The sequence below is a fragment of the Leucobacter aridicollis genome (assembly GCF_013409595.1).
Classification (GTDB): domain Bacteria; phylum Actinomycetota; class Actinomycetes; order Actinomycetales; family Microbacteriaceae; genus Leucobacter; species Leucobacter aridicollis.
On record NZ_JACCBD010000001.1, the window covers coordinates 1,919,233 to 1,941,874 of the forward strand.

Sequence of the window (22,642 nt, forward strand, 5' to 3'; positions counted from 1 at the left end):
CTCATGCCCTCCACCACCGATGCTGACCTGCTGCAGATGCACCTCGGTGCCCTCGCAACCCAGCTCGCATGGTGCATGGTCCCGCACGAACCGCCGCCCACCGACCTCACGCTGCTCGCGCGCGCCATGCTCGCCGGCGCCGCATCAGCGTTCGACGTACCGGCCGAGGAACTGCCTACGGCCTCAGACCTCATCGTCGCCGCCCAGGCTCGGGTGGTTTGGCGAGGCGATGTTGATGCCTCTGAGCTCGCTGAATGGCAGGTGGAACGGATTCAGGAGGCGTGGGGCGAACTGCTCGCGTACCGGGAGCTAGCGGAGCGGGAGTAAGACCGCGCATTGCTCACCTGGACGCGCTGAACGACGCTGCGAGCAGGAGGAGCAATCATGGCGACACGACCGACACCCGAGCAGCTGGACGCGTTAATGACCCCTAGGATCCAAGAATTGCGGCGTGACCCTCGTGGCTGGGCGTTTGATATCTCCGGCGGCTGGTATCAAATCGTCGCCGACCTCGACCGCGAGCTTGAGCCGCATGCGATGTGGTTCCGTTATGCGCAGATCAAAGAAAAATTCGGCGAGTTCCGGGTCTATCTCGACTACGCCGCGCACACCCCCGGCGCCGTGCTCGCGCAGATCCAAGCCGCGACTGCGAGGCCAAGCGTACCGCCCGCCGGTGTCAGCAGTGAGCGCCTGGCTGGGTGGCGCTCGCGGTATTCCAGCAGGGTGGCACCAGCTCGCCGAGGAGCTCGACCGCGAGCTGCTGGCGATTGCGGGCCGCACTCAGGAAAGCGGACGCATTTACACACTCTGCGAGCCCTGCGCCGCACCGCGTTCAGATCGGAACATCAAATGAGCGACAACGCCGTCCGCATAGCGTCCCGCCACCGGTCAATTCAGCGGACTACCTATACGGACACCGCACCGCGAGTCACCGGCTCAACCACATCGGCACTCCCCCATCGTCCGTTTGGCGATCGGCTTACGGACGGGGGCGAAGCATGTTGATCGGCTACGCCCGCGTCTCGACCGCTGACCAGGATCTGACGGCCCAGCGTGAAGCGCTGTTGCAGCTCGGCGTAGCTGAGGAGCACATTCACGTCGACCACGGGCTCACCGGCACGAACCGCGAACGTCCCGGTCTCGCCAAAGCGCTGGCTGCGGTGCGCGCCGGTGACACTCTGGTCGTGACCAAGCTCGACCGCTTGGCCAGATCGGTTCGCGACGCTTCCGACATCGCCGCCGAACTCGGCGGGCGAGGAGTTTCGCTATCGCTCGGTAGCGCGGTGCACGACCCGAGCGATCCCATCGGCAAACTGCTGTTCAGCGTGCTTGCCATGGTCGCTGAGTTCGAGGCCGACCTGATTCGCCAGCGCACCCGTGAGGGCATGGCGGTCGCCCGCGCGAAAGGCAAACTCCGCGGGAAGCAGACGAAACTCACTACGGCACAGGACAGACACATCGCTGAGCTGCGCGCCGGCGGGATGTCCATCACCGACGTGGCTGGGCTGTTCGGGATCGGACGGGCCTCCGTCTACAGGGCTATCGAACGAGCGGAGGCAGCAGAATGAGCACCAGCGGACGTGTCGGGGTGACCGGCGTACACCGCGCTGCTGCGGTCGCTGAGATCCTGCTGGCAACCGGGGTTCCGGCTGACGGCGTGCGCACTGGAATGGGCATCACCCACGAGCAGTTCGACCACCTACGCGAGGTTTGCGACCGGGAGACCGAGCTGGTGCAGGCTGCGCATAGGCAGCTCACCGGTGAAGAGTGACGGGAGGTAGCAGGGTGGAACAGGGCAATCGCGCTGGAGTCGGCCGAGCTTACTAATCTGCCAAAATAGAAAAGCAAAACCCCGGCCGTTTGATCGGCCCTCCGAGAAGGAGGACTACAGGGACGGTTCCGGGGTGTTCGAAGCCATACTACAAGATCGTGAGCAAGATGAGCAACTCTGAGACCTGGGGCCTCTTTCAGAGCCATTTCGGACATGCACGTCTGCGGCACTATCTCGACGAGTACGATGGCGACACAAATCAAGCAATGCAACTATACGAATGGAACGCAGAGCTGTCTGCAGCCTTCTGGGAACCTCTTGGCCACCTTGAAGTTGCTCTTCGGAACACAATCGACTGCCAGATGAGTGCGCGACACAACGCTCTGGGCCGCGCCGGGCATTGGATCTACGATGATGCACAAGAGCTCGGAAGAGATCGTGGTCGCGGGAAGCACAAGCATAAGTACCCTTATGTGGACATCAATACTGCAATCGCTCGCGTCAGGAAGAACAACAAGCCGCTCAACCCTGGGCAGGTAATCTCTGAAGTCTCTTTCGGCTTTTGGCACCAGATGGTATCGAAGTCGCAGATGTTCCTCTGGCCAGACATTGCTTCAGGGTTTCCGTATATGAAAGGCCGAAGTCAAGCGCCCGTGCGCGACATCGTTTCGTCTCTCCGAGAGTTCCGAAATCGAGTAGGGCACCATCACCGGATCTGGGCTCTCGATGTATCTCAGAAGTACGATCAAATAGTTGCGCTCGCAGGGTACATCGATCCCGCTCTTGCTGCCTGGATCGAACAGCAAAGCCGCGTTCGTGAGGTCGTCGCCCGCCGACCAAAGACATCGAGTTAGTCCGCCGGTTTATCGACACGTACTACGAGCCCAAGCAGACATCTCGCACAGACAGCTTGCTGGCGAGAATGAGTATAGGGACACTGTCATGAAGAAAATCACCATCCGCGACGCCGGTGAAGTAATCGGCTGGGTGGTTGAGGGTGGCACCTGGATTGACGCGCCAGGACATCGCTCCACCGACATCCTGCTGCGCGGCGGCACCTATGAGCAGATCGAACGCTTCTTTTATCAGCGGTCACAGTACCGGAGGCCAGCAGAGTCCGACGGGCGCACGTACCAGGACGAGTACTCGTTCCACTTCAGCAATGCTTAGCGGGGGCGGGGGCATCCAGAGGGGGCACCCGGTGATGATCTTCACCAGGTGCCCCCTCTTGCTGAGCACTTACGCCGCAAGCAGCGGCTGCAGGCCGTGCTTCTCACAGAGTTCCCGGCGCACGCGGACGAAGCGGTCGACACGGGCGGAGTCCAAGTCGAACGCCTCCAATGCGCTCTTCCAGTGCTCCGGCTCGCAGTCCACACCATCATCCACGTGGTCTACTACGTCATCGATACCGTCATAGCAGGGCACTTCGAGGTCTCGCCACTCAAGCTGGCCTCGCATTTCATCGAGCTTCTCGGATACGTTGGTGAGTTCCTCGTCAGTCATCTGAGCCACCGGGCAGTCGAAGTCGAAATCGTTCCCGCGCCCATTCTCAAGAATGACGCCGATGGCTACATCGCTGATGAGGTTACGGAGATAGTCGATGCCGCCAAAGATGTCGGTCTTAGAAGGGGTGTTGGCGTTCATGTCGAACTCCTGTCGTGTCGTGTCTGGGGCTTCGGCTCGTCCTCGGCCCTCGCCATGGCACATACGGGTCTTTTGGGGTCACCTGAGACGCCAAGCTGATAGTTACCTGTGAGGTCATCTCACATCATCCGAAGCGGCGTGACGTGGAGCCAAACCGCACCGCGCATTCGTCATCCATGAAGACAACAATTAGCCCCGCGGAAGAACCTTCGGTCGATGAGTTCCTCGCCCAAGTGCTCCCCGACTCCCCCGAGCAGGCGCTCCCGCTCGACCCGGAGACTTTCATCCTCGACCCTGTAGAGCGGTGGGCTGTGCAGCAGGCTGCCGCAGCGCCGCCGCTCCCTGCGTCCGCCGAGCGTACGGTGGTCGGGCTCATGCGCCAGCACCTCTAACCCGTCGGCCTGCTAACCTCGCTTTTGGCTGATGCAGGGTAATTCCTTGACTCATCTGTTTGGCGGTTAGTCTCCCCAGAGACTGCGGTGAGGTGCGTCAGGTTCGACTCCAGCATCAGGCGGTCGAGCGAGCTCGACACGAGGCTGGTGTCCCCGACTGCCAGTCCGGGGACGAGCTCTGCGCCGGCAACGTGCCCGGCAGCAGAGCGCAGCCCCGAGCGCAGGCTCGCGGCGGTCTCCCCCAGGCGCCCGGGCACGCCCGTCGCCGATCCTGGGCCGCCGACAGTGGACACCGAGATCTCGAATGCCGACAGCCCCTCCGGCGGCCCGCGCCCGATCGCGCCCGTCAGGCAGACCGTCGCCCCCGGATACCAGCGCTCAGGCGGTGGGCCGTCGAGCCAGAGGATCGCCGACGCGGACACCGGCGCGACGGGCCCGGGCACCGTGAGCGCCGTGGGCGGCGAGGCCTCCGCGGGCGCCGGTCCGGACCCCGGTTCATCACCGCCGCACGCCAGGGAGACTCTCTCCGCGCTGGTGGCGCCGCCGGAAGCGGCTGCCAGCGCGACGATCCGCCCGCGCACCCAGCTGCGCTCGGCGTTGTCGCCGCCGACACCCGCGGCGGGCGCCGGGAAGCCTCCGACGACGACGGTCGCAGCGACGTTCGTGCCAGCCCCGAGTACAGAGACGGTCTCACCCACCACGTCCCGGCCCTGCTCGACCGTGGCGATCCGGGCGGTCACGGCGAGCAACGCGGCGATGTACACAATCCCAACGCTCCCGGCCCAGCGGTATCGCCGGAGGCCGGGCGCGCCATGCGGGCGACGCGCGGCAATGAGGGCCGCGCCGAGACCGATCCCGAGCCCGAGCCCGAGGGCTGCGAGTACGACTGCTAGCCAGCGCGCCGCGTCTGGCACGTGCACGAGCACGGCGGCGACCGCCCAGCACCCGAGCGCCGGGGCGAGGAGCCGCCACTGGCCGTGGCGGGGCGCCCCCTCCGGCACGGTCTCCGCCGCCGACGCCGGTCGCGCGGTCCCGGCATCCGCCGTCACACCGCGACCCTGTCGCGGAACTTGTCGAGCGTCTTGCTGCCGATCCCGCTGACCTCGAGGAGCTGGTCGACGTCGGCGAACCTCCCGTTTGCCTCGCGCCAATCGATGATGCGCTGAGCGATCGCCGGCCCGACACCGGGTAGCTGGGTCAGCTCATCCGCGCCCGCGGTGTTCACGTTGATAGGTGCACCGCCAGGCGGCGTGCTGCCTGCAGCGCCACCCGGGGCTGCGCCCGCGCCCGGAGCCCCGCTTCCGAGTCGCTCGGCTCCCTCGGCGTCGACGACGAGAATCTGCTCGCCGTCCGCGACCGGCCGGGCGAGGTTGAGAGCCGCGAGCTCCGCCTTCTCGGTCGGCCCGCCGGCGGCGGTGAGCGCATCGAGCACTCGGGACCCCGGATCGAGTTCGATCACCCCTGGCGTGACGACCTCACCAACGACGTGGACCACGAGCGACTCGCCCTGGCCACCGGCACCCGCGGCACCCGCGTCCGCCGCAGCACCCGCGCCGCTCCCCCCGCCGTCGCCGGCGTCGGCCGCGGCGTCCTCCCTCGCTGGGTCGCTCTCGACCTCGGCCCCAGCCAGCGGCGGTGACGTGAACGTGCCAGTGCCGCCCAGCCCCCGGATCAGCACGGCCGCAGTGATCCCGATCGCCACGACGAACACGCCGACCGACGCGAGCACCGGCATACTCAGCGCCCGTTTCAGGCGCGCCGCCACCGACTCCGCCGCCTCCCAGCGGAGGGGCTCGGATCCGGGACGATCCCCGGGTTCCTCCCGCCAGCGGCCCGCCGCCGGTTCCTCCCACTGGTGGTCGCGCGATACTTCCAGGCGCGGTGCATCCTGGCGCGCAGCCTCCCCGCCCCGGGCAGGTTCCGGGGCGGGAGCGACGGGGTGGCGCCGGAGCGGGCCGCGGGGCGGTGGCGGGACGGGCACGGGACGAGTGTCGGGGGTCATGCCCCCACTCTTCGCTACGCCACGGCGCCGTGGAACTGCCAGCAGGAGGCTGTGGACGAGTCGGCCCGAACCACACGCACGCGGCAGGCTGTGCGCGACGGAATAGCGAGCCGGCTCACCGCAGCGGTAGTCCGCGGCGTCAGGCGATCGGCAGGCCCCGTCGCGTCTTGCTCAGACGGTGCCCGGGCGCCAGTCAGGGTTCGCGGCGCGAACGCCAGCGAAGGCGAGTTCGACGGGCAGCTGCTCCCCGTAGTGGGTCGACGCGACCCAGACGTCGCCTTCGAAGCCAAACCAGTTCGTCTGTTCCATCACTCCGTCGTTCACGGTGTGATGGAACAGCGTGATCCCCTGCGACTCGGTCTCAACGTAGTCCGAGCTCCGCAGGTCGTCGACGAGGGCGACGCGGCTCGCCGTCGGCAGCTTGGCAACGAACAGGTTCGTCGTGTGGTCTGACAGCGGGACTCCCCAGTAGCAGGGTTGCACGGCGGTCGCCGCGTCGAAGGCCGTCACCGCTGACGGACCGAGCGATGCGGTCAGATGGTCCGTGTCCTCGGGCCCCTCCCACGGCTCAAAGTTGGCCCCGAGCTTCGCCTGGACCTGCGCGAGCGGGATGATCTCGTCGCACCCGGGAATCGATACGGATTCCCCGGCCTCGCTCGGGGCTTCAGCCTCTCCCGTCGCGCCGCCGTCGGTGGCGCCGGGCGCCGGCGCGCTCTCGGAGGCTGTGGGCGCGGGATCCGGCGCGGCAGGTGCACACCCGGACAGCGTGAGCGCGATACCCGCGAACGCCGCGATCGCGAGCGCCGCGCCCGGGATCGCGGGCGTGCGCCGCGCGGTCACCCGCGCGCTCCGAGCGCCCGCTCGCCCTGCCAGGCGCTCGCCCAGCCGTGCTCCACCGTCAGCCATACGCTCAACATAGCAGCGCCCCGGCCCTCCGTGGAAGGTCGGGGCACTGCACCGACGCGGCTTGCGCGTGACGGGCTGCGGCTACGCCGCGGGCTTCGTCGCGATCGAGACGATCTTCGGCGCGCGCGCGATCACCTTCACGATCTCGCGATCGCCGATCGCGCGCTGAGCGTTCGCCGACGCGCGAGCGGCTGTCTCTGCCTCTTCGTTGGTGATCGACGCTGAGACGGTGATCTTGTCGCGGACCTTGCCGTCGACCTGCACGATCATGAGGACCTCGTCGACGACGGTGAGCGACGCGTCACCCTTCGGCCATTCGGCGAGGGCGACGGTGGCCTCGTGGCCGAGCATCGCCCACATGTCCTCAGCGGCATACGGCGCGTACATCGAGAGGATGACGGCGATCGCCTCGGCGGATTCGCGCACTGCGGGATCGGCGACGCCGACGCCCGAGTCGATTGCCTTACGGGTGACGTTCACCTGCTCCATGAGCCGCGCGACGATCACGTTGAACTTGTAGGACTCGGCGAGCTGGGGCGCGTCGATGAGCAGCTGGTGCGTGCTGCGGCGCAGCGCCTTGTCGCCGGTCGAGACGTCGGCCCCGACGGGGGCTCCGCCGACCTCGACGTCGTGCGCGATGCGCCAGGCGCGGGCGAGGAACTTCGCCGAGCCCTGCACGGAGACGTCAGCCCAGTCGATGTCGTCCTCCGGCGGGCCGGCGAACGCGAGCGTCACGCGCAGCGCGTCCGCGCCGTGCTCCTCAAGCTCCGACGCGAACTCGACAAGGTTGCCCTTCGACTTCGACATCTTCGCGCCGTCCAAGAGCACCATGCCCTGGTTGAGCATGTCCAGGAACGGCTCTTCGAAGTCGATGTACCCGAGGTCGAACATCACCTTCGTGATGAAGCGCGAGTAGAGCAGGTGCAGGATCGCGTGCTCGACCCCGCCGACGTACTGATCGACGGGCGCCCACTTCTTCGCCTCTGCGGGGTCGAACGCCTGCGTCGGATCGTTCGCCGACAGGAAGCGGAAGTAGTACCACGAGCTGTCGACGAACGTGTCCATCGTGTCGGGATCGCGGGTGAGGGTCTCGCCCGTGTCAGGGTCGACGACGGTCGACCACTCGGTCGCGGCGCCGAGCGGCGACGATCCCTTCGGCTTGAGGTCGAGGCCCGCGGCGGCAGGAAGCTCGACGGGGAGGGATGCCTCGGACACCGGGCGCATCGAGCCGTCCTCGGAGTAGAGGATCGGGATCGGGGTGCCCCAGTAGCGCTGGCGGGAGATGAGCCAGTCGCGCAGGCGGTACGTCGTGGTGGCGCGGCCGGTGCCGCGCTCCTCGAGGATCTCGATCGCCTTCGCGATCGCCGAGACCTTGTCGAGACCGTCGAGCTCGCCGGAGTTCACGACCTTGCCCTCGCCCGACGTCGCGACGCCGGACTCGCTCGGGTCGGCAAGGATCTCGCCGTCCTCGTCGCGGACCTCAACGACGACCCGCACGGGCAGGTCGAACTTCAGGGCGAAGTCGAGGTCACGCTGGTCGTGCGCGGGGACGGCCATGATCGCGCCGTGCCCGTAGTCCGCGAGCACGTAGTCGGATGCCCATACGGGAATGCGCTCGCCGTTCACGGGGTTCACCGCGAAGTGATCGAGGAAGACGCCGGTCTTCTCGCGATCCGTGCTCTGGCGCTCGATCTCGGTCTGCTTCTGCGTCGCCTCCAGGTATGCCTGGAACTGCATCCGCACCTCGGCGGACGCGCCGACCGCGAGCTCCGCCGCGAGATCGGAGTCAGGAGCGACGACCATGAAGGTCGCGCCGTGCAGCGTGTCGGGGCGGGTCGTGAAGACGGGGACCTTCGCCGAACGGCCCTCGATCTCGAACTCAACCTCGGCGCCCCTCGAGCGACCGATCCAGTTGCGCTGCATGTTCAGCACCTTGGCCGGCCAGCGGCCCTCGAGCGCGTCGAGGTCGTCGAGCAGCCGGTCCGCGTAGTCGGTGATGCGGAAGTACCACTGCGTCAGCTTCTTCTTGACGACCATCGCGCCCGAGCGCTCGGAGGTCCCGTCGGCGAGCACCTGCTCGTTCGCGAGCACGGTCTGGTCTACCGGGTCCCAGTTCACCCAGCTCGCCTTGCGGTACGCGAGACCCTTCTCGTACATCTTCAGGAAGATCCACTGGTTCCACTTGTAGTACTCGGGGTCGCTCGTATGGAGCACGCGGCTCCAGTCAAACGACGGCGCGTACACGCGGAACGAGGCCTTCTGCTGCGCGATGTTCGCGTAGGTCCACTCGCGCGGGTCAACACCGCGCTTAATCGCGGCGTTCTCGGCGGGGAGCCCGAACGAGTCCCACCCGATCGGGTGCAGCACGTCGTATCCCTGGCCGCGCCAATAGCGCGCCATGATGTCGCCGAAGCAGAACGCCTCTGCGTGGCCCATGTGCAGGTCGCCCGAGGGGTACGGGAACATGTCGAGGACGTACTTCCGCGGCCGATCTGTGTCAAGCCCTGCGGGCACCTCGAACGGCTTCAGATCCTCCCAGACGGGCAACCACCGGTCCTGAATCGCCTTGAAGTCATAGCCCTGCTCAGCATCCTGCTGGCCGGTTCCCTGCTCGCTCACTCGCACCTCAACACTCGTCGATCACTTCGGGCCGCTACGGGCCACACACATTCAGCCAGTTTATCCCGCTCAGCGTCAAAGAATTGCCAGCATCGCGGCGGCCTTCAGATCCCGCTCACGAACCTCGGCTCCGGGATCCGAATCGATCGTGATCCCGCCACCGGCGCCGACGAGCGCGACGCGTGGCGCGCGCTCGCTTCTGGCGTCCCCGGAGGGCTGGTCGGTGAGGCCCGGCCCTCGCAGCTCGACACCGCGGATTGTCATCGCGAGCTCGGCGTTCCCCGAGTCGTCGACCCAGCCGAAGCATCCCGAGTACAGCCCACGCGGCCCAGCCTCGAGCGCACCGAGAATTTCCACCGCGCTCCGCTTCGGCGCGCCCGTCATGGACCCGCCGGGAAAGCAGCTCTGGATCGCGTCGAACACGTCGCGGGCGGGCGACAGCTCCCCCGCGACGGTGCTGACGAGCTGGTGCACGCGCGGGTGGCTCTCGACCGTGAGGAACCGTTCGACCCGAACGCTCCCGGGCTCGCAAACGCGGGTGAGGTCGTTCCGCATGAGATCGACGATCATGAGGTTCTCGGCGCGCTCCTTCGGGTCGGCGGCGAGCTCTTCGGCGAGAGCCCGATCCTCAGCCGCGTCTTCCCCGCGGGGCCGGGTGCCCTTGATCGGGTGCGTGCGCACCGTCCCGTCCGCCACCGACAGGTACCGTTCGGGGCTCGCGCTCACGAGCGCGCGGTCGGCGGTGACGACGAGGCCGCCCCGCATCGCTCCGCCGCGCATCCGCGCGTAGAGCTCAAGCGGCAGCGCGTCGGTCTCCGCCTCTGCGGTGTCAGTGAGGCACAGCACGTAGGCGTCACCGCGCCGGATCGCAGCCCGGCACTCGTCGACGCGTGCAGAATAGGCTGTCCCCCGCCACGAACCAGGGCTCGCGACGCGCGACGCGTCCGTCGTGGTGGTGGCCGCGCGAGCCGATCCTGCTCCCGCAGCGAGGACCGCACGAAGCCGAGCTGCCGCGGCGGTCTCCCCGCGCACCGTGGCGGTGTCGGCGTCGTGGTCGACGACAAGCACGGCGTCGCACCGCAGCGCGAATCCTGGCGCCGCCGCGTCTGGCGCGGCCTCGGCCCCGAGCAGCCCGACGCCGAACTCGTAGCCGAGCGCGACGATCCACCCGGTGGTGAGACCGGCGCCGTGCGCCAGATCCCCGTCCGCGCGAACGCCGCATGAGCGCTCCCGGAGCGCCGCGAGGAAGGCGCGCTCGTGCCCGCGTTCGGCCGTGAGCGTGTCGGCAGCGATCCCGAGGTAGCTGACGCGCCGTTCGCCTGGCGCCGCCGCGTCGCCGTCGAGCCAGAACCACGGGCATCCGCTGCCCGCAAGTGCCTGGGCCGCCGCCATCGCGGTCGCCGCCGCTCCCCCGTGTTCCACCCTCACATCGTAGTGCTACGCTCACGCCATGAACACTCTGGACGGCGCCCCCGCTCTGCTCGTCGCGGACTCGTTTCGCGTTCGGGTGCGCGACGGCGCCGCCGAGGTGCGCGGGTTCTCCCGGCACCTTGAGCGGTTTGCGCATTCGGTCGGTGCGGCGCTCTGCACCGGCGTCGCCTCGGACCGGAACGCCGAGCTCACCGCGTTTTTCGCCGACGCACGGCGTCGCATCGCGGCGTTCGGGGAAGGGTTTCCTCGCCTCGAGCTCTGGCGCGACCCAGACGGCGCCATGCGGTACGGGTGTGCGCTTCGGCCGCTCCCCGAGCTCCGCCCCACCATCGCGCTCGCAAGCGTCTCGGTTCCGCCGCTGCCTGGCGCGCGGATCAAGGGCCCCAACATCGGCGCCTACGCCGCGCTGAATCGAGGCCTCGACGCGGAGGCGCTGCTCGTCGATCCCGATGGCCGGGTGCGCGAGGGCGCAACGACGAGCCTGCTGTTCTGGCGCGACGAGCGCGACGACAGCGGCCATGTCGTCGTTGACAGCGAGCGGGTCGCGTCGGTCACCGAAGCGATCCTGATCGCGGCCGCGCAACAGCGCCTCGTCGGCGACAAGCCGCACCGCGCGCGCGATGGAGCGCTGCGCGCGGCGCCTGCGACCGTCGCCGAACTGCAACGGTGCGAGGTGTGGGCCGTGAACGCGCTCCACGGGATCCGGCCGGTGACTCACATCGACGGCACCGAGCTGCCTCGGTTCAACGCGGCACGCCTCCGCTGGTTCGAGGACGCCCTCGACCGCGCGTGGGAGCCCGTCCTGCCGTAGCGGCGGCGCCGCCCGGCGGGACCGCCAGGCCGCGCCCCGCTACAGCGCGATCCGCGCGGAAATGGGCACGCCCTCGGGCACCGCGGTGTGCGTGATGAGGATCACCGCACGGTCCTCCGGAATCGCGCCGAGGAGGTCCCGCAACAGCCTGTCGGCGACGAGCTGGTCGACGCCCGCGGTCGGTTCGTCGAGGATCACGACGGGGAAGTCGGCGAGGATCACGCGAGCGAGCGAGATCCGCTGCATCTGGCCGCCGGAGACGAGCGCGCCGCGCTCGCCCACCAGCGCGTCGAGGCCGCCGCGCTCGCGCACCCACTCCCCAAGGCCGACGCGCTCGAGCACCGCGAGCAGTTCCTCGTCGGTGGCGTCCTCCTTCGCGAACTTCAGGTTCTGCCGGAGGTCAGTGTTGAAGAGGTGGGGCTGTTGCTCGCAGAGCCCGACGAAGCCGCGCACCGCGGCACCGCTGAATTCGCGGGCCTCGACGCCTCCGAGGCGGTAGCTGCCGCCGTAGTCGAGGAACCGGCTCAGGGCGAGGGCGAGCGTGGACTTCCCGCTGCCACTGTCCCCCGTAATGACAAGCAGCTCGGCTGGGCCGAGCGCGAACGACAGGCCCGAGATGACGGCGCGCCCGCCCGGGTGCGCGACCGAGAGATCGGTCACCTCGACGAGCGGTGCCCCTGCGACGGCAGCCGGGACCTTGGTGGCGTCGATCGCGGGATCGTCGACGGGGATCTCGCGCGGCAGCTCGCCCTCGGTGAGCTTCGCCACCCGCCGGGCACTCGTCTCGACGGTGCGGCGCGCGGTGAGCGCGGCAAACACCTGCGCAAAGACGTCAAAGACGGCGGCAGGGACGACGACGATCGCGGCGAACACGGGCACCGAGAACGACGTTCCGGCGCCGGGGGCGATGGCGAGCAGGATCGAGACCGAGGCGACCCCGGCGCCGAGCGCGACGAGCGCCCCGGTGAGGCCGGCGGCCCGCGTGCGGGTGAGCTGGACGCGGGCGAGCCGCGCCTCCGCGGCTTCGATGCGGGCGCGCTGCGTGTCGAGTGCGCCGAACGCCGCGAGCACGCTCGCCGAGCCGAAGCGATCGAGCAGGGCGTCGGTGAGCGCCGAGCGGGCGTCGGCGAGCTCGCGGTCGCTGCGCCCGGCGATCCGCTTCGAGAGCGTCGCCCCGACGATGAGGGCAACAAGGAGCACGGCCGTCAGGATCGCGGCGGCGACGGGCGACGCGATTGCGATGATCGCGATCGTGAGCACCGTCACGGTGATACTCACGATGAGCGGCTGGCGGACCCGTAGCGGGTGATCCTGAAGCTGGTCGACGTCATCAACGAACGTCGCGAGAACCTCGCCGCGGCGGGAGGACTCGATCGCGCCCGGCACGCGCGGCACGAGCGCGGTGAACGTCGAGGCGCGCAGCTGCGCCAGCTGGTGCAGCGCGGCGTCGTGGCTCGAGAGCCGCTCAACGTAGCGGAAGGCGGCGCGACCGATCGCGAGGGCGCGGACGCCGACGATCGCGAAGGTGAGGTGCAGGATCGGCGGCTGCGCCCCCGACCGCGTGATGAGCCACAGGCTGAGGGCGAGCAGCCCGACCGCTGCGCCGTCCGAGAGGATCCCGAGGAGCTGCCCTGGGAGCGCGGCCCGGCGGCTCGGGGTCGCGCGCTGCAGCACGGTTTCGACGCTCACAGCTGGGCCTCACTTTCGGTCTTCGCTGCGCGCACCGCTGGGGCTTCGCCCGGTGGCAATGCCCCCTCGGGGCGCGCGACTGTCACAATCCGATCCGCCGCGTCGAGCAGGGCGGGGCGGTGGCTCACGACGAGTACCGCGCGGCCAGCCGCCGCCTCGGCTCGCGCCGCCTCGATGACGAGGCGCTCGCTGCCCGCGTCGAGCGCGGAGCTCGGCTCGTCGAGCAGCAGCACGCCGGCGTCGAGCGCTGCGGCCCGATACAGTGCGCGTGCGAGCGAGACGCGCTGCGCCTGGCCGCCGGAGAGCCCCGAGCCGAGGGCGCCCAGCTCCCGGTCCAGCGGGAGACCAGCGAGGCCGAGCCTGTCGAGCGCGCCGCGCGCGAGCGCGGGGTCAGGATCGGCTGAGCCGAGCGCGACGTTGTCGAGGATTGAGCCCTGCACGAGGCCCGGCTGTTGGCCGGCCCAGGAGACCTCGCCGCCGACGCTGATCCGTCCGGCCGCGGGCTGGAGGAAGCCGAGAACGGCGGCGAGCAGCGACGTCTTGCCAGCTCCCGAGGGTCCGGCGAGCGCGACGAACTCGCCCGGGGCGACGTCGAAGCTCAGCGGCCCGGCGACGATCCTGTCGCCGCGCGCGATCTCGACGCCGTCGACAGCGAGCCCGCCCCCAGCAACGGTGGCGACCCGCGTCGCGGCTGCGTCGGTCTCGCCCTGGCCCTGGTGGCGCTCGCCCTCGCCCTCGATGAGCGCGAACACGTCGGCGGAGGCCGCGAGCCCCTCCGTCGAGTCATGGAACGCGGCGCCGACCTGCCGGATCGGCACGAACACCTCGGGAAGTACGAGCAACACAAACAGGCCGAGCGCGAGCGGGAACTCGCCGGCGACGAGGCGCGTGCCGACGGTCACGGCGACGAGCGCGATGGAGAAGGTACCGGCGAGATCAAGGACGAAGCCGGAGAGGAAGGTCACCCGCAGCACCTTCATGGTGCGCGAGCGGTACTCCTCGGTTTCGGCGGTGATGCGCGCCGCCTGGCGCTCCTCCCGCCGGAAGATTTTGAGCGTCGGGAGCCCCTCGACGACATCGAGGAACGACGCGGATAGCCGCTGCAGCTGATCCCACTGCTTGCCCTGCACGGACTGGGTCGCGAGGCCGATCAGCACCATGAAGAGCGGGATGACCGGGAACACGATGAGCACGGTCACGCCGCTGAGCAGGTCGGAGAAGAGGACTGTCGCGACGAGGATCGGGGTGGCAACGACCGCAAGAATGAACTGGGGCACGTAGCCCGAGAAGTACCCGTCGAGGGCGTCGAGACCGCGGCCGAGCACCGTCGCGAGCTTCGCGTCGGAGACTGCCGAGGTGGCCTCGGGGCTGCGCCCGTCGAGCGCGTCGAGCGCGGCGGCCCGAAGCTGGGTCTTCACTTTCACCGCGCCGCGTGCGGCGACGACGTCCATGCCCCACGTGCTCAGGGCGCGAACGATCGCGGCTGCGAGTGCGCCGGCCGCGAGCCAGGGCAGGCTGCTCTGGGCGTACACGCCCTCGGCAACCCGCCCGGCTCCGGCGGCGTCCCACAGCCCCTCGAACACCGGAATAGCGACAGCCGCTATCGCCTGCGCAAGGAACCAGCTCCAGGCGATGATCGCGACGGTGCGCACTACTCCGAGTAGCGCACCGAGCGCGAACACCGTGCGGGCTGCACCCGCAAAACGCAACAGGCGTGGATCGAGGGGCTTCATCAGGGACCGGGCCGCCTAGGCGGTGGCCTCGGCGGGCTGCTCGACCGGAATCATCTCGTGCGTGAGGCGCTTCCGGAAGACCCAGTACGTCCACGCCTGGTAGGCGAGCACGAGCGGCAGCGTGAACACTGCGACCCAGGTCATGAGCTCGAGCGTCTTCGGGGAGCTTGCGGCCCCCACGACGCTCATGGTGTGTTCGTCGCCGAGCGTCGAGATCATCAGGTTCGGGAAGAGCGCCGAGAAGATCGTGAGCAGCGCGAACGCGATGGTCACGGTGTTTCCGACGAACGCCCAGCCCTCACGGCCGGCAAGGTTCGCGGCCCAGCCGCCGATGAGTGCGACCGCTGCGATCGCGGCGCACGCGATGATGAGGCCGATGTTCGGGTTCGAGAGGTTCATCACGATGGTCCACACGAGGAAGGCCGCCGCGAGCACGATCGTCACGATGCCGACGTTCTTCGCGAGCTTCCGCGCGTTGTCGCGCATCTCACCGACGGTCTTCAGCGCCACGAACACGAGCCCATGGGTGAAGCAGAGCAGCATCACGACAATGCCGCCAAGCAGGCCGTACGGGTTCAGCAGCGTGAGCAGCGTTCCCTCGTAGAGCCAGCCGCCGGTCTCAACGGCGCGGATCGGTACACCCTGCACGAGGTTCGCGAACGCGACGCCCCAGAGCAGCGGCGGGAGCACTGAGCCCCAGAAGATGAACTGGTCGAACCAGCGGGTCCACTTCACGCCCTTGCGCTGGTGCCGGAACTCGAACGACACACCGCGGAGGATGAGCGCGATCAGGATCAGCAGGAGTGCAAGGTAGAAGCCGGAGAACATCGTCGCATACCACTCAGGGAATGCGGCGAACAGCGAGGCGCCGGCGACAATCAGCCACGTCTCATTGAGATCCCAGACCGGGCCGATCGTGTTGATCAGCACGCGGCGGTCGGTGTTGGTCTTTCCGAGGAAAGGCAACGACATGCCTACACCGAAGTCGAAACCGTCGAGCACGAAGTACCCGATCAGCATGACGCCGACGATGAGGAACCATACGGTAGTCAATTCCATGATTCGTCTCCTTCCCTAGTAGACAGTCGCAAGCTGGTTCTTGTCGACGGTGCCGGAACCGTCGGTCCCGTCGCCGTCGTCCGTCCGCGCGATCTCGGGCGGACCGGCCTTCACGGCCTTCACAATGAGCCCGAACTCGACAACCGCGAGCGCACCGTAGACGATCGTGAACGCGGCGAGCGAGACGAGCACGGCCCAGCCGGGCACGCCCGGCGAGATGCCTTGTTCTGTCGTCATCACTCCGAACACGATCCAGGGCTGGCGGCCCATCTCGGTGAAGACCCAGCCAACGAGCGACGCGAGCATCGGCAGCGGCGCGGTCCAGATAGCGACGGTCCACGTCCACTTGGGGAGCTTGAAGTTGTCCTTGCGGGTGAGCCAGAGGCCCACGACCGACACGAGCGCTGCAAGCGCGCCGAGCCCGATCATCCAGCGGAATGCCCAGTAGGTCACCCAGACGATCGGCACGAAGGAGCCGTCAGTCGGGCAGGTGAGCAGCGAATCTGCGCCGCCACAGTAGAGCTCCGTGTACTCCGCCTGGAGGTCGTTGATGCCCTCGACGGTGCCGTCAAGCGAGTTCGTCGCGAGGAAGGATGCCAGGTACGGAATACGAACCGAGAAGATCTCGTGTGCGCCATCCGGGGTGCCGAGGCTGAAGAGCGAGAACGATGCGTCTCGACCCGACGAGGTGTTGTACATCGCCTCAGCGGCTGCCATCTTCATGGGCTGCGTCTCGGTCATCACGAGACCGAGCGAGTGCCCGCTCAGGCCGACCGCGAGGAACGAGATGATGTTCGTCCACGCGCCGAAGCGAAGCGTGGTGCGCATCTCGTCGACGAACTGGCCACGCTTGAGGTGCCACGCCGCAACCGACACGAGCACGACGCCCGCGAACATGAGCGACGCGAAGATCGTGTGCGGGAACTGGGTCAGCGCGACCGGGTTCAGCAGCACGTCACCGATGCTCTCGAGCTCGGCGCGGCCACGCTCCTCGTTCAGCACGAACCCCTCGGGGTTCTGCATGAACGCGTTCGCCGCGAGAATGAAGTACGCGGAGAGGACCGTACCGATCCAGGTGAACCAGATCGTCATCAGGTGAATCTTCTTGGGGAGCTTGTCCCAGCCGAAGATCCACAGGCCAATAAACGTCGCCTCGAAGAAGAAGGCGATGAGGCCCTCCATCGCGAGCGGTGCACCGAAGATGTCGCCGACGAAGCGCGAATAGTTGGACCAGTTCATACCGAACTGGAACTCCTGCACGATGCCGGTCACGACGCCCATCGCGAAGTTGATCAGAAAGACCTTTCCGAACAGCTTGGTGAGGCGCAGGTACTTGTCCTTGCCAGTCCGCACCCATGCCGTCTGGAGAATGGCAACGAGCAGCGCCATTCCGATCGTCAGCGGTACGAAAATGAAGTGATACAGGGTGGTCAACCCAAATTGCCAGCGCGCGAGCGCTACCGGGTCGAGGAACTCATTCATTTGTTCTCCTATAACCAGGAGAGGAGCGCTCACCACGCGGGGGCGCATTACTCCCGTAGGAATTCCCTACGGGCGGGGGTACCCGCGGGGGGCTGGCTAAACTGCCAACTGTAGCCAGTATATTCAAGCTGGGAGTTACCTGCGAATCAATTTTGACGTCAAGATTCTTTGCTTCCGGGCGGCGCGCGATGCCCCAGGTGATTCGTCATACACTGGCTTAGTGACTTCGCCTGACGACATGCCTGACAGCCGCCCTCGGTTCGCGGCGCGGTTTGAGGATCGCATGCATCGCCGCCGCGCGAAGCAGGCAATCAAGCGGGGCAAGACGCCCTCGGTCATCCCCTACATCGGATACGGGACGACCGAGTGGGTGCGGGTGCTCGGCCGGGTGCTGTACCTCCGCCCCGACACGAGTGAGCACTCGCGCTTCCGGCCCGACGTCCAGGAGGTCTCGCGCGTGCGGGGCTGGCGCACGTTCACGAGCGTGTACGTCCCCTATCAGCGGATCACGGTGCTCGTTGACGGCGTCCCAACGGCGGAGGTCGTCGCGGACCGGGGCGGCGTGATCGACTCGATCGTGCGCGTCTCGCTCGCCCCGGGGTGGCACACGGTCACGCTGCAGGTGAGCGAGGACGAGGCCGCGCACGCCCCCGTGAAGGTGATGGACTCCGCCTCGCAGCTCGGCGTGCTCTCGGACGTGGACGACACGGTGCTCATCACGGCGCTGCCGAAGCCGTTTGTCGCGGCCTGGAACAGCTTCGTGCTCGACGAGACTGCCAGGCGGGCGACGCCGGGCATGCCCGTGCTCTACGACAGGCTCGCGCGACGCCACAAGGGCTCGCCGTTCATCTATCTCTCGACGGGCGCCTGGAACGCGGCGCCCGCGCTGAGCCGGTTCCTCGCCCGCAACCTCTACCCGATGGGCCCGCTGCTGCTCACCGATTGGGGCCCGACGCACGATCGCTGGTTCCGGAGCGGTCGCGAGCACAAGCAGCGTGAGCTCAAGCGGCTCGCGCGCGAGTTTCCCGACGTGCGCTGGATCATGTTTGGCGACGACGGTCAGCACGATGAGGCGCTGTACGCGGAGTTCGCGCGGGATCACCCGGAGAACGTCGCCGCCGTCGCGATTCGGCAGCTGTCCGTCGGACAGGCGGTGCTCGCCGGTGGCCGATCGAAGGCGAAGCAGCAGAAAGACGCGAGCGGCGTGCCGTGGGTGTACGGCCCGGACGGCGCGACGCTCAGCGAGGAACTCACGAAGCTCGGCCTGCTATGACGCACGACGCCGCACCCTGGTGGCGGCGCGCCGAGCAGCGCGTCACCGGCAGGTTCACGGTTGCGGCCAGGCCGTCGGCGCTGCAGCTCGCGAAGGCCGGTGGCGCCGCGGTGCTCAGCTGGTTCGTCTGCCTCATCTTCTTCCCGGACTCGCTGCCGATGTTCGGCGCCATCGCGGCGCTGATCGTCGTGCAGGAGAGCGTCGATCAGTCGCTCACCAAGGGCATCGAGCGCGTCGTCGGGGTGCTGTTCGGGGTGTCCGTCGCGCTCGGCGCCGGCGCGCTCTTCGGCACGAACTCGTGGCTGTTTATCGCCGCGATCGTCGTCTCGATGGGCGTGGGCTGGCTGCTCCGGATGAGCGCGACGTCGACGAACCAGATCGCCATCTCCGCGATGCTGATGATCGCGCTCGGCGGCTCCGAGATTGGGTACGGGGTCGAGCGCCTCGTCGAGACCGCGATCGGCGCCGCCATCGGCGTAGCGGTCAACGCTGTCATCGCCGCGCCGGTGCGTACCGGGCTCATGCACGACGAGATCACCTCGCTGACGGGGAACGCGGCGGCGGCGCTCGACCGGCTCGCAGATGCGCTCGACACCCCGCGGGATGACGCCTGGCTCGAGGACATGCTGGAGTCGGCGAGGGAGCTGCATGAGGAGCGCGCGCAGGTGCACGCCGAGCTCAGACGCGCCCGCGAAAGCCTGCGCCTCAACCCGCGGAGCCGGCGCCACATGCGGCAGCTGCTCGAGGACGACGCGCTGTTTCAGCGGGTGCAGCCGATCGTCACCCAGGTGATCGGCATGTCGCGCGCGCTCTACGATCTCTACGACCCCGAGCTCGTCGAGGATCCCTCCGTGATCGGCATGCGCCAGGAGATCCGGCGCGCCGCCCACGACCTCGCGCTCCTCGGCACCGCGCCGCAGGACACGGGAACGGCCCCGGAACCGCCGGCGCTGACTGCGCCATACACGATTCCGAGGCCGCCTCCGAGGCACTGGGTGCTCATCGGTTCGCTCATGGAGGATCTCCGCCGCGTGCGCGGCAGGATCACCGGTGAACTCGACTAGTTGACGAGCGCAGCCTGCACGTCGATGGTGATGGTGACGTCGTCACCGAGCAGGAAGCCGCCCTTCTCGAGGGGAGCGTTCCAGGTGAGGCCGAAGTCCTCGCGCTTGACGACCGACTTCGCCGTGAAGCCTGCCTTGTAGTTGCCGTACGGATCCTCGCCGAAGCCACCGAACTCGAAGTCGAAGGTGACGGGCTTGGTGATGCCGCGCATGGTGAGCTCGCCGTCGACCTTGAAGTCGCCGTCGACGACGCGGACGCCGTTCGACGCGAACGTGAGCTGCGGGAACTGCTCGGCCTCGAAGAAGTCGCCGGTGCGGAGGTGCCCGTCGCGGTTCTTCTCGTTCGTGTTGACCGAGGCGACCTCTGCGGTGGCGGTGACGCTCGAGTCGAGCGGGTTCTCGCCGGTGACGAAGGTCGCGTCGAAGTCCTCGAACTTGCCCTTGACCTTGCTGATCGCAAGGTGGCGGATCGAGAAACCGACCTCAGAGTGCGTGGCGTCGATCTTCCAGGTGCCTGCGCGGTAGCCGGGGATCTGATCTGCGGTGAGGGTCATAAGGATTTACCTTTCAAAACTTGTCCAGCGCCAAATGCGTGTCACTGAATTGGCTGTCCGGGATCTTGCGGACATAGAGAACAACTTACATGCAGACGCATCTATTCCCGCATTCCTGAAAATCTTTTCGGCGGGCGTGTTCGAGCGTGCCGGGCTAGCGGGGGCGGCGCTTCGCGCTCGCGCGCGCCCGCTCCGCGGTGTCGTCGACGCCGGCGCGCGGCTCGAACGAGCCGTACCGGCGCTCGGCGGCGGTACGAATGAGGAAGTCGCTGATCGCCGGGTTCTTCGGCAGGAGCGACCCGTGCAGGTAGCTGCCGAGGACGTTGCCTGTGCGGGCGCCCTCCGTGCCGTCGGTGGGGTTATTGCCCGCACCCTGCACGACGCGACCGAGCGGCTGCGATCCCTCGCCGAGCACCGTGAAGCCACTGTGGTTCTCGTAGCCGATGATCTCGCCGAACTCGTCGGATTCGACGACGACGTTGCCGATCATGCGTTCCGCGCCGCCCGTGGTCTCGACGTCGAGCACGCCGATCCCCGAGAGCGTCTGGCCGGAATGCGTGAGAAAGTGATGCCCGAACAACTGGTACAGGCCGCAGATGACGAGCATCGGTGTCCCGTCGGACGCGAGCTCACGGAACTCGTCGGCACGCCCGGCGAGATCGACCGCGACCCTCCCCTGGCCCGAGTCCTGCCCGCCGCCGCCGATCACAATGTCGACGCGTTCGGGGAGCGGATCCCCGACGTTCATGTCGATGACGCGCGGCTCATAGCCGTGCGCGCGGGCCCGGCGGGTGAGCGAGAGCAGGTTGCCCCGGTCGCCATAGATGTTCATGTCGCGCGGGTACAGCGACACGATGACGAGTTCACGCTTGTCTGGCATCAGATTTCCTCAACGTCGGTGATCTCGGACAGTCGCTTGCGCAGTCCCAGCATCGCTGTGTACGTGCAGTAGATGCGGCGCGGCCTCCCCTGGGTGCGCGATCGGAAACCTGCGAGGGCCACCCCGAGGTCCTCCTCGACGGCGCCGATCGGCACGTCATCGTGTTCGAGCCGGAGCGCCATGTCCCACGCGCGCGTGCCGGTGACGGTGTCGACGCCGCCATCGCGCAGCGTCTCAAAGTCGACGTCCCAGAGCCACGACATATCGCGGCCGTCGGCGTACTGGTCGTTCACCGCGATCATCACGGCGACGCCCTCGGCGTCGAACGAGGCGAGCCCGAGCCGGAAGCCAGCCGGGTTCTTCACGAGCACGAGTTCGAGCGGCTGACCGTCAAGCTCGAGCTTCTCGCCACGGCCGAACGCGGGGCGCACCGTTGAGAGCGCCTCAAGCACCTCGGTCGTGCGGGCGCTGGTATCCGCGCCCTCCGCAACCGCACGTTCGAGCACGGCACGGACGGTCACGAGCGCGGCGGCAGCGTTGTACGTGTTGTACAGGCCCTCGAGCTGGAGCGGCGTCGAGCGCGGTTCCACGTCGATGAGGAAGGTCGCCTCGTTCTTGCCGAGCTCCAGCAGCGTGACGTCGGCGGGCTCGCGAGTGTCCGTGGCTGCGTCGGCGGCAGCGTGGCCGGGCACGACGTGGAAGTCGTCGTCGCCGGGAAAGGTGCTCAGGAGCGCCGGGGCGAGCCCAAACTCGCGCACCTCTGGCCCACCGTCGGCGGCCCGCGCGCGGGTGCGCTCACCGATCTCGGCGATGAGGCGGTCCTCGCGGTTCACGACGAGCACGTCGGTCGTCGCATCGGCGATGCGCTGCAGGTAGCGGGCGGTCGTGTCGATCTCGCCGAACCTGTCGAGCTGATCGCGCAGCACGTTCAGCAGCAGCGTGAAGCGGGGCTTCACCCGCTCGATGAAGTACATGGCGTGAGCCTCGTCGAGCTCAAGCACCGCGACGTCGGCGTCGAGCTTGCCGCCAGCGGTGCTCTCCTGCACCATCGCGGCGACCACGCCGCGGGAAAAGTTTGATCCCGTGCGGTTCGTGAACACGGTGAGCCCCTGCGCCTCAAGCATCTCGACGATCATCTTCGTGGTCGTCGTCTTGCCGTTGGTGCCGCTCACCGCGATCACCCCGAGCGGCAGCCGCGCGAGCCCGCGGGCCATGAACCCGGGATCCAGCCGCTCGACGACCAGGCCGGGCAGCGCCGAACCTCCCCCGCGAAGACGCGCTACCGCTCGTACCGCTTTGCCGGCGCCAGCCGAGAAAAAATCACGCATGGAT

At 68.1% G+C, this 22,642-nt stretch carries 22 protein-coding genes; 9 read left to right on the top strand and 13 right to left on the bottom strand.

Annotation, left to right across the window (positions count from 1 at the left end; genetic code table 11):
* Positions 1-3: 3 nt before the first annotated feature.
* The 5 genes from BJ960_RS08850 (at position 4) to BJ960_RS08870 (ending at position 2,941) form a co-directional block, all read left to right on the top strand.
* Positions 4-327 (top strand): hypothetical protein, encoded by a 324-nt coding sequence (locus BJ960_RS08850; RefSeq protein ID WP_185987016.1) that lies wholly within the window; start codon positions 4-6, stop codon positions 325-327.
* A 671-nt stretch (positions 328-998) separates the two neighbouring features.
* The gene (locus BJ960_RS08855; protein WP_185987017.1) at positions 999-1,568 is read left to right on the top strand and encodes a recombinase family protein; all 570 of its coding nucleotides are present in this window, start codon (positions 999-1,001) and stop codon (positions 1,566-1,568) included.
* The gene (locus tag BJ960_RS08860) at positions 1,565-1,771 is read left to right on the top strand and encodes a hypothetical protein (protein ID WP_185987018.1); all 207 of its coding nucleotides are present in this window, start codon (positions 1,565-1,567) and stop codon (positions 1,769-1,771) included. Before BJ960_RS08855 ends, BJ960_RS08860 begins: the two co-directional genes overlap by 4 nt.
* Before the next feature lie 167 nt (positions 1,772-1,938).
* A complete protein-coding gene (locus BJ960_RS08865) occupies positions 1,939-2,625 on the top strand; it encodes an Abi family protein (RefSeq protein WP_237463587.1) in 687 nt (228 codons plus the stop codon).
* An 88-nt stretch (positions 2,626-2,713) separates the two neighbouring features.
* On the top strand, positions 2,714-2,941 hold the full coding sequence (locus BJ960_RS08870) for a hypothetical protein (protein WP_185987020.1): 228 nt from the start codon (positions 2,714-2,716) through the stop codon (positions 2,939-2,941).
* 69 nt (positions 2,942-3,010) lie between these two features.
* On the opposite strand, the gene BJ960_RS08875 is transcribed toward BJ960_RS08870, so the two are convergent.
* Positions 3,011-3,415, bottom strand: a complete 405-nt coding sequence (locus tag BJ960_RS08875) for a hypothetical protein (RefSeq protein WP_185987021.1) — start codon at positions 3,413-3,415, stop codon at positions 3,011-3,013.
* A 176-nt stretch (positions 3,416-3,591) separates the two neighbouring features.
* On the opposite strand from BJ960_RS08875, the gene BJ960_RS08880 reads away from it, so the two are divergent.
* On the top strand, positions 3,592-3,807 hold the full coding sequence (locus BJ960_RS08880) for a hypothetical protein (RefSeq protein WP_185987022.1): 216 nt from the start codon (positions 3,592-3,594) through the stop codon (positions 3,805-3,807).
* Here the strand turns inward: BJ960_RS08880 and BJ960_RS08885 are convergent.
* From BJ960_RS08885 to BJ960_RS08905, 5 genes are all read right to left on the bottom strand, one after another.
* Positions 3,804-4,856 (bottom strand): hypothetical protein, encoded by a 1,053-nt coding sequence (locus BJ960_RS08885; RefSeq protein WP_185987023.1) that lies wholly within the window; start codon positions 4,854-4,856, stop codon positions 3,804-3,806. The two genes, BJ960_RS08880 and BJ960_RS08885, sit on opposite strands and share 4 nt — an antisense overlap.
* On the bottom strand, positions 4,853-5,809 hold the full coding sequence (locus tag BJ960_RS08890) for a ComEA family DNA-binding protein (RefSeq protein WP_237463471.1): 957 nt from the start codon (positions 5,807-5,809) through the stop codon (positions 4,853-4,855). Before BJ960_RS08890 ends, BJ960_RS08885 begins: the two co-directional genes overlap by 4 nt.
* Positions 5,810-5,980: 171 nt before the next feature.
* Positions 5,981-6,715 (bottom strand): hypothetical protein, encoded by a 735-nt coding sequence (locus BJ960_RS08895; protein WP_185987024.1) that lies wholly within the window; start codon positions 6,713-6,715, stop codon positions 5,981-5,983.
* An 81-nt stretch (positions 6,716-6,796) separates the two neighbouring features.
* Complete coding sequence (gene leuS, locus BJ960_RS08900; protein WP_185987025.1) at positions 6,797-9,334, bottom strand: leucine--tRNA ligase; 2,538 nt, start codon at positions 9,332-9,334, stop codon at positions 6,797-6,799.
* A gap of 75 nt (positions 9,335-9,409) precedes the next feature.
* On the bottom strand, positions 9,410-10,756 hold the full coding sequence (locus BJ960_RS08905) for an anthranilate synthase component I family protein (RefSeq protein WP_307814625.1): 1,347 nt from the start codon (positions 10,754-10,756) through the stop codon (positions 9,410-9,412).
* A 28-nt stretch (positions 10,757-10,784) separates the two neighbouring features.
* Between BJ960_RS08905 and BJ960_RS08910 the strand changes: the two genes are divergently transcribed.
* Positions 10,785-11,576, top strand: a complete 792-nt coding sequence (locus BJ960_RS08910) for an aminotransferase class IV (RefSeq protein ID WP_185987026.1) — start codon at positions 10,785-10,787, stop codon at positions 11,574-11,576.
* A gap of 39 nt (positions 11,577-11,615) precedes the next feature.
* Here the strand turns inward: BJ960_RS08910 and cydC are convergent, their stop codons facing one another.
* The 4 genes from cydC to BJ960_RS08930 are packed head-to-tail and all read right to left on the bottom strand — an operon-like array spanning position 11,616 to position 17,539.
* Positions 11,616-13,265, bottom strand: a complete 1,650-nt coding sequence (gene cydC / locus BJ960_RS08915; RefSeq protein ID WP_185987027.1) for a thiol reductant ABC exporter subunit CydC — start codon at positions 13,263-13,265, stop codon at positions 11,616-11,618.
* Positions 13,262-14,998 carry a thiol reductant ABC exporter subunit CydD gene (gene cydD / locus BJ960_RS08920; protein ID WP_185987028.1) on the bottom strand — a complete coding sequence of 579 codons (1,737 nt, stop codon included), beginning with the start codon at positions 14,996-14,998 and terminating at the stop codon, positions 13,262-13,264. Before cydD ends, cydC begins: the two co-directional genes overlap by 4 nt.
* A 15-nt stretch (positions 14,999-15,013) precedes the next feature.
* Complete coding sequence (gene cydB / locus BJ960_RS08925; protein ID WP_185987029.1) at positions 15,014-16,057, bottom strand: cytochrome d ubiquinol oxidase subunit II; 1,044 nt, start codon at positions 16,055-16,057, stop codon at positions 15,014-15,016.
* Positions 16,058-16,072: 15 nt separating this feature from the next.
* Positions 16,073-17,539, bottom strand: a complete 1,467-nt coding sequence (locus tag BJ960_RS08930) for a cytochrome ubiquinol oxidase subunit I (protein WP_121072286.1) — start codon at positions 17,537-17,539, stop codon at positions 16,073-16,075.
* A 220-nt stretch (positions 17,540-17,759) separates the two neighbouring features.
* Between BJ960_RS08930 and BJ960_RS08935 the strand changes: the two genes are divergently transcribed.
* Complete coding sequence (locus BJ960_RS08935) at positions 17,760-18,812, top strand: App1 family protein phosphatidate phosphatase (protein ID WP_220663242.1); 1,053 nt, start codon at positions 17,760-17,762, stop codon at positions 18,810-18,812.
* Positions 18,809-19,876, top strand: coding sequence for an FUSC family protein (locus BJ960_RS08940; protein ID WP_185987030.1), 1,068 nt, complete (start codon positions 18,809-18,811; stop codon positions 19,874-19,876). Before BJ960_RS08935 ends, BJ960_RS08940 begins: the two co-directional genes overlap by 4 nt.
* Here the strand turns inward: BJ960_RS08940 and BJ960_RS08945 are convergent.
* The 3 genes from BJ960_RS08945 to BJ960_RS08955 form a co-directional block, all read right to left on the bottom strand.
* Positions 19,873-20,430 carry a YceI family protein gene (locus BJ960_RS08945; RefSeq protein ID WP_185987031.1) on the bottom strand — a complete coding sequence of 186 codons (558 nt, stop codon included), beginning with the start codon at positions 20,428-20,430 and terminating at the stop codon, positions 19,873-19,875. The two genes, BJ960_RS08940 and BJ960_RS08945, sit on opposite strands and share 4 nt — an antisense overlap.
* A gap of 154 nt (positions 20,431-20,584) precedes the next feature.
* A complete protein-coding gene (locus BJ960_RS08950; protein WP_185987032.1) occupies positions 20,585-21,310 on the bottom strand; it encodes a type 1 glutamine amidotransferase in 726 nt (241 codons plus the stop codon).
* Positions 21,310-22,638 (bottom strand): Mur ligase family protein, encoded by a 1,329-nt coding sequence (locus BJ960_RS08955; protein WP_185987033.1) that lies wholly within the window; start codon positions 22,636-22,638, stop codon positions 21,310-21,312. The genes BJ960_RS08950 and BJ960_RS08955 overlap by 1 nt, the downstream gene beginning before the upstream one ends.
* Positions 22,639-22,642 lie beyond the last annotated feature (4 nt).

Coding starts and splice junctions, on each gene's coding strand:
- BJ960_RS08850 (WP_185987016.1), top strand. CDS start 4: ATGCCCTCCACCACCGATGCTGACCTGCTGCAGATGCACCTCGGTGCC.
- BJ960_RS08855 (WP_185987017.1), top strand. CDS start 999: ATGTTGATCGGCTACGCCCGCGTCTCGACCGCTGACCAGGATCTGACG.
- BJ960_RS08860 (WP_185987018.1), top strand. CDS start 1,565: ATGAGCACCAGCGGACGTGTCGGGGTGACCGGCGTACACCGCGCTGCT.
- BJ960_RS08865 (WP_237463587.1), top strand. CDS start 1,939: ATGAGCAACTCTGAGACCTGGGGCCTCTTTCAGAGCCATTTCGGACAT.
- BJ960_RS08870 (WP_185987020.1), top strand. CDS start 2,714: ATGAAGAAAATCACCATCCGCGACGCCGGTGAAGTAATCGGCTGGGTG.
- BJ960_RS08875 (WP_185987021.1), bottom strand. CDS start 3,415: ATGAACGCCAACACCCCTTCTAAGACCGACATCTTTGGCGGCATCGAC.
- BJ960_RS08880 (WP_185987022.1), top strand. CDS start 3,592: ATGAAGACAACAATTAGCCCCGCGGAAGAACCTTCGGTCGATGAGTTC.
- BJ960_RS08890 (WP_237463471.1), bottom strand. CDS start 5,809: ATGACCCCCGACACTCGTCCCGTGCCCGTCCCGCCACCGCCCCGCGGC.
- BJ960_RS08895 (WP_185987024.1), bottom strand. CDS start 6,715: ATGGCTGACGGTGGAGCACGGCTGGGCGAGCGCCTGGCAGGGCGAGCG.
- BJ960_RS08910 (WP_185987026.1), top strand. CDS start 10,785: ATGAACACTCTGGACGGCGCCCCCGCTCTGCTCGTCGCGGACTCGTTT.
- cydD (WP_185987028.1), bottom strand. CDS start 14,998: ATGAAGCCCCTCGATCCACGCCTGTTGCGTTTTGCGGGTGCAGCCCGC.
- cydB (WP_185987029.1), bottom strand. CDS start 16,057: ATGGAATTGACTACCGTATGGTTCCTCATCGTCGGCGTCATGCTGATC.
- BJ960_RS08930 (WP_121072286.1), bottom strand. CDS start 17,539: ATGAATGAGTTCCTCGACCCGGTAGCGCTCGCGCGCTGGCAATTTGGG.
- BJ960_RS08940 (WP_185987030.1), top strand. CDS start 18,809: ATGACGCACGACGCCGCACCCTGGTGGCGGCGCGCCGAGCAGCGCGTC.
- BJ960_RS08945 (WP_185987031.1), bottom strand. CDS start 20,430: ATGACCCTCACCGCAGATCAGATCCCCGGCTACCGCGCAGGCACCTGG.
- BJ960_RS08950 (WP_185987032.1), bottom strand. CDS start 21,310: ATGCCAGACAAGCGTGAACTCGTCATCGTGTCGCTGTACCCGCGCGAC.
- BJ960_RS08955 (WP_185987033.1), bottom strand. CDS start 22,638: ATGCGTGATTTTTTCTCGGCTGGCGCCGGCAAAGCGGTACGAGCGGTA.